General features: G+C 37.0%; 5 protein-coding genes. All 5 read left to right on the top strand.

Annotated elements, in window-relative coordinates; all coding sequences use genetic code 11:
- Positions 1-1,569 (top strand): preprotein translocase subunit SecA (locus ACTTG8_RS09425; RefSeq protein WP_442561860.1); only part of this gene is annotated, 1,569 nt, incomplete at its 5' end.
- 82 nt (positions 1,570-1,651) lie between these two features.
- Positions 1,652-2,176: an adenine phosphoribosyltransferase gene (locus tag ACTTG8_RS09420; protein WP_442553675.1), complete on the top strand. Its 525-nt coding sequence runs from the start codon at positions 1,652-1,654 to the stop codon at positions 2,174-2,176.
- 70 nt (positions 2,177-2,246) lie between these two features.
- Positions 2,247-3,092 (top strand): undecaprenyl-diphosphate phosphatase, encoded by an 846-nt coding sequence (locus ACTTG8_RS09415; RefSeq protein ID WP_442561859.1) that lies wholly within the window; start codon positions 2,247-2,249, stop codon positions 3,090-3,092.
- Positions 3,093-3,308: 216 nt separating this feature from the next.
- Positions 3,309-5,567, top strand: a complete 2,259-nt coding sequence (locus ACTTG8_RS09410) for a RelA/SpoT family protein (RefSeq protein WP_442561861.1) — start codon at positions 3,309-3,311, stop codon at positions 5,565-5,567.
- Complete coding sequence (locus ACTTG8_RS09405) at positions 5,567-6,214, top strand: MBL fold metallo-hydrolase (protein ID WP_442561858.1); 648 nt, start codon at positions 5,567-5,569, stop codon at positions 6,212-6,214. The genes ACTTG8_RS09410 and ACTTG8_RS09405 overlap by 1 nt, the downstream gene beginning before the upstream one ends.
- Positions 6,215-6,296: the final 82 nt, after the last annotated feature.

The raw sequence follows: 6,296 nt of genomic DNA, 5'->3' as shown, positions 1-6,296 counted from the left end.
GTAGATGAGTTTACAGGTCGTGTAATGCCGGGAAGAAGGTATTCCGACGGTCTTCACCAGGCTATTGAGGCTAAGGAAAAGGTTAAGGTTAATAGGGAGAGCCGTACTCTTGCGACTATTACTTTCCAGAATTTCTTTAATAAATATAATAAAAAATCCGGTATGACAGGTACAGCTCTTACTGAGGAAAAAGAGTTTAGGGATATCTATGGAATGGATGTTATTACCATACCTACCAACCGTCCTGTACAAAGAATTGACCATGAAGATGCTGTATATAAGACAAGAAAAGAAAAGCTAAATGCAATAGTAGAGAATATAGCAGAAGCTTATGAGAAGAAACAGCCTGTACTTGTGGGTACTATTTCTATTGAGAAGTCAGAAGAAATTTCTGAAATGCTCAAGAAGAAACATATACCTCATAAGGTACTTAATGCTAAGTTCCATGAGCTTGAGGCGGAAATAGTTGCAGATGCAGGACAGCCGGGCACTGTAACAATTGCAACCAACATGGCCGGACGTGGTACGGATATTAAGCTTGGTGAAGGTGTGCTTGATCTTGGAGGCCTTAGAATTATAGGTACTGAGCGTCATGAATCAAGGCGTATAGATAATCAGTTGCGTGGACGTGCAGGAAGACAGGGTGATGTGGGTGAATCAAGATTCTATCTCTCACTTGAAGATGACTTAATGAGGCTTTTTGGTTCAGAGAAGTTGAAGACTATGTTTGACTCTATGGGACTTCCTGAGGGAGAAGAACTTAACCATAAGATGCTTACCGGAGCTATTGAGAGGGCTCAGAAGAAGATAGAGAGCAATAACTTCAGTATCCGTAAGAATCTTTTAGATTACGATAAGGTTAATAATGAGCAGAGAGAAATCATCTACGCAGAGAGAAGAAGAGTGCTTGATGGCGACAGTATGAGAGAGGTTGTCTATAAGATGATAACCGAAACTGTTGAGAACAAAATTAATATGTGCATAGGTGATGATGCTGTAGCTGAAGACTGGGATATTGATGAGTTAAATCGTCTTCTACTTCCTATCTTCCCATTTGAAGAGATTAAGCTTACAGAAGAAGAAAAGAAACATATGAGGAAAAATGAGCTTGTTCAGAAACTTAAAGAACAGGCAGTTAAGCTCTATGAAGAAAAAGAGGCTGAGTTCCCGGAGGCTGAGCAGATAAGGGAGATTGAGCGTGTTATTCTTCTTAAGGTAATTGATACAAAGTGGATGTCTCACATAGATGATATGGATCAGTTACGCCAGGGTATAGGCCTTGCAGCTCTTGGACAGAAAGACCCTCTTGTAGAATATAAGTTTGCCGGTTATGATATGTTTGAGGATATGACTACGGCTATAAGCGAGGATACTGTAAGAGCCCTTATGCATATTAGGATGGAAGAGAGGGTAGAAAGAGAAGAGGTTGTTAAGGTAACAGGTACCAATAAGGATGAATCTTTAAGTAAGGCACCTGTAAAGAGGGCTGAAAAAAAGATAGGCTCTAATGATCCTTGTCCTTGTGGAAGTGGCAGAAAGTATAAACACTGCTGTGGAAGAACCAACTAATTCTTTTGTTAATAAAAAACCTTTACAATAGATAATAAATATATTAGATAAGCTAATAGCTTTTGAATGGAGTTGAGACATAATGAAAAAAATCGAAGACTATATTAGAACAATACCTGATTTTCCTGAAGAAGGAGTAATGTTTAGAGATATAAGTACTGTACTGTCAGATAAGGACGGACTTAGAATGGCTGTTGATCAGATGGCAGCAGCCTTAGGAGACGAAGATTTTGACATAGTATTAGGGCCTGAATCAAGAGGTTTTATTTTTGGAGTGCCTATAGCTTATAATATGCATAAGGCTTTTGTACCTATCAGAAAAAAAGGAAAGTTGCCGGGGGAGACTGTATCAGTAGAGTATGACCTTGAGTATGGAAGTGCAGAGCTTGAGGTTCATAAGGATGCTATTAAGCCTGGTGATAGGGTTGTTATAGTGGATGATTTGATTGCGACAGGCGGAACAACTGAGGCTATTTGCAAGCTGATTGAAAAACTTGGTGGAACAGTTGTAAAGATTGTTTTTCTTATTGAGCTGGAGGGCTTGAAGGGAAGAGATAAACTTAAGAATTACAATATGATTTCTATAGTTAAGTACCCGGGAAAGTAGAGCGAGATTGCACACACTATTTTATATTGGACGTCTATAGTGGCGTCCATTTTGTATATATGAGGGGATTATGGAAGTTTTATTTGAAATTATAAAAGCTATTATTTTTGGAATAGTTGAAGGTGTGACAGAATGGTTGCCGGTGAGTTCGACAGGGCATATGATAATTTTACAGGATTTTATCCGATTAAATGTATCACCGGCATTTTGGAAAATATTTGAAGTTGTTATACAACTTGGTGCAATTATGGCTGTAGTTCTTTTATACCGGCGCAGGCTCTTGCCTATTAAAAAGGATGATGATGGTCTTAAGATTAAGATGGGAACCATAGAGCTTTGGATTAAGATAATAGTTGCCTGTTTGCCGGCAGCTGTAGTGGGTATTGCGTTTGATGATTTGATAGATGAATATTTGTACAAAACCGGTGTTGTGGCATCTGCTCTTATAATAGTGGGAGTTATGTTTATTTTGGTAGAAAGTCTTATTGTAGAAAATCATAATGTGGATAAACTTTCTGATATAACATATAAAGATGCTTTACTAATTGGAGTATTTCAGCTTTTAGCAGCAATTTTTCCGGGGACATCAAGATCGGGGGCAACCATTATAGGAGGCTTGATAATGGGGCTTTCAAGAAAGACTGCGGCTGAATTTACATTTTTCTTAGCAATTCCGGTTATGTTTGGAGCAAGTTTTTTAAAAGTTGTTAAATACTGGATTTCCGGTGGAATAGCTTTTACTGTACTTGAAGTGGCGATTCTTGTAGTGGGAACGATTACAGCTTTTATAGTTTCACTATTAGTAATAGGATACTTGATGAACTTTATTAAGAAGAAAAGCTTTAAGGGATTTGGATGGTACAGAATACTAGTAGGAATAGGTATTATAATATATTCAATAGTTACTAAATCTTGATTTTTATTATTAATGGCAATATAATAATACAAGTGTCAAAATTATTTGACACCCACATCACATAATTATAAGTATGCAATAAGCAGGAAAGGATGGCTGTTAGGCTTTAGGTGGGATATGGGAGATAATGAAAAAAATATTATAAAAGGTAAGGAAGATATAAGAAATCAGATTACTAATTTTATATCTTCTGATGAGAATATAAAGAAAAAGGTAATGGCATCTGAAAAGGAGCTTGATTCATTTGAGGAATTTACCCCTAAAGAAGTATTATTTGATAAGCTAATTAAAACCATATATGAATACCATCCATCTACAGACATTGCTCTTATAAAAAAAGCATACGAACTTGCAGACAGCTGTCATAAAGGGCAGCTTAGAAAATCCGGAGAGCCTTATATATGTCATCCTCTCTGTGTTGCAATAATTTTAGCAGAACTTGAACTGGATAAAGAAACAATAATTTCGGGAATTTTGCATGATGTTGTTGAAGATACTGCGTGCAGTAAAGAAGAACTGAGAAAAGAATTTGGAGAAGAGGTAGAAATTTTGGTAGATGGAGTAACCAAACTTACTCAGCTCCAGTATTCTAAGGATAAGGTAGATGTACAGGCAGAGAATTTAAGGAAGATGTTTCTTGCAATGGCAAAAGATATAAGGGTTATACTTATAAAACTTGCAGATAGGTTGCATAATATGCGCACGATGGAGTATCAGTCTCCGCCTAAACAGATAGAAAAGTCAAGGGAGACTATGGATATTTACTCTCCTATAGCCCAAAGGCTTGGAATTAGTAAGATTAAGGTTGAGTTAGATGATTTATCGTTGAAATATCTTCATCCTGAGGTATATAGGGATTTAGATGAAAAAATCAGAAAAAAGGCCATGGTAAAAGGCGAGTTTATAAAATCTATTGAAAGAGAAGTTGCTAGTCATATTAAGGCTGCAGGTATAGAGGCTACCATAGGAGGCAGGGTTAAGCATTATTTTAGCATTTATAAGAAGATGGTCAATCAGAACAAGACTTTCGACCAGATATATGATGTATTTGCAGTAAGAATAATAGTGGATAATCTTAAGGATTGCTATGCCTCTTTGGGAGTAATCCATGAGATGTATGTGCCTATACCGGGGAGATTTAAGGACTATATTTCTATGCCAAAGTCAAATATGTATCAGTCTTTGCATACAACTGTTATAGGACCGGAAGGACAGCCTTTTGAAATTCAGATTCGTACCTATGATATGCATAGGACAGCAGAGTATGGAATTGCCGCACATTGGAAATATAAAGAAGGTAGTGATGGTAAGAATGATAAGGCAAGTGAGGAAGAAAAGTATAACTGGCTGAGGCAGATTCTTGAGTGGCAGACAGATATGTCTGATAATAAAGAATTCCTCAGTGCAATTAAGTCTGAATTAAATATTTTTTCAGATAGTGTATACTGCTTTACACCTACAGGAGATGTAAAAAATTTGCCGGTCGGTTCTACACCTATAGATTTTGCTTACAGTATACATTCTGCAGTAGGTCATAAAATGGTAGGAGCAAGGGCTAATGGAAAGCTGGTTACTATAGATTATGTTATTCAAAATGGTGATAGGATAGAAATAATAACCAGCCAGAATTCTAAAGGCCCTAGTTTTGATTGGCTAAAATTAGTAAAGAGTGCACAGGCAAGATCTAAGATAAACCAGTGGTTTAAGGCTGAACTTAAGGAAGACAATATCATTAGAGGCAAGGAGCTTATGCTTAATTATTGCAAGGCACATTCCTTTGTTATGAGTGATTTGTTAAAGTCTGATTATATGCAGGCCTGTATGCAGAAATATGGTTTTAAGGATTGGGAGTCTATTTGTGCAGCAGTTGGTAGGGGAGGACTTAAAGAAGGTCAGATAATAAATAAACTTGCAGAAGAAAAGAAGAAAAAAGAAGTTTCTGATATTACAGATGAAGATATTTTAGATAAATATGGAGACCAGTCTGTAACTCCGGCTAAAATAAGCCGCTCAAAAGGAGGAATTTTAGTAAAAGGTATCCATGATGTGGCGGTACATTTTTCCAAGTGTTGTTCACCGGTACCGGGAGATGAAATAGTTGGTTTTGTAACAAGAGGCAGGGGTATTTCTATTCATAGGACGGATTGTATCAATATGATGAATCTTCCTGAGGAGGATAGAGACAGGCTGATTGAGGCGGAATGGTCAGTAGAGGCAACTACCCAGACAGATAAGCTTTATACTACAGAAATTAAGATATATGCCAATAATAGAAGTGGTCTTTTGATAGAAGTTTCAAGAGTGTTCACAGAATCAGATATTGATATAGCCTCTGTTTCGGCAAGGACTAATAAGCAGGGAATAGCAACCATTGATCTGATGTTTGAGATAAAAGGAAGAAACCATCTCAATAGCCTTATGTCCAAGCTTAGGAGTCTGGATGGAGTAATTGACATAGAGAGGACGGCAGGCTGATGAAGATAGAAGTTGAAAAGTTGGTGTTGGGGGCAGTTAATACTAATGTGTATTTGATTTTTTATAATGAAAACTGCCTTATTATAGACCCTTCCGATGAGGCAGAAAAAATAATTGCTCTTGTAGAGGCAAAAGGAGCAAAACCCTTAGCTATACTCTTAACACATGGGCATTTTGACCATATTATGGCAGCACCTGTGCTTGCAAAAAAATATGGAATAAAAATTTATGCCGGAGAGGCTGAAAGACAGCTTTTACAAGAATCTACGCTTAATTTAGGAAAGAGTTTTTTAGGAGTAGATTTTACATTAGACGCAGATGAATATTTAAAAGGTGGAACTGAACTGGAATTTGCAGGCTTTAAACTAAAAGTGATCTATACTCCCGGTCATACAGTTGGAAGTATAAGTTTTTATTCGGATGATTTAGAGGATAATGAAAAGTTTAAAAGGGTTGTTTTTACTGGAGATGCATTGTTTGCAGGAAGTATAGGAAGAGTAGATTTTCCTACCGGAAATGAGGCAACTATGAGAAGAACCTTAAATGATGTGTTTAAGAAAATGCCACAAGATACAGTTGTGTTTTCGGGGCATGGCATGGCCACAACTATTGAAAGAGAGCTGTCGCATAACCCATATTTAATTTAGGAAGGATGAGATAAACTCAGATGATAGAAATAAGGCTTGAAGATACGGCCTTTGAGCAGGATATAAGACCATTAGTACGAGC

The organism is Catonella sp., from assembly GCF_052173895.1.
Lineage (GTDB): Bacteria > Bacillota > Clostridia > Lachnospirales > Lachnospiraceae > Catonella.
The sequence above is the reverse complement of the archived record's forward strand: the minus strand, read 5'-3'. Positions and strand labels throughout refer to the sequence as shown.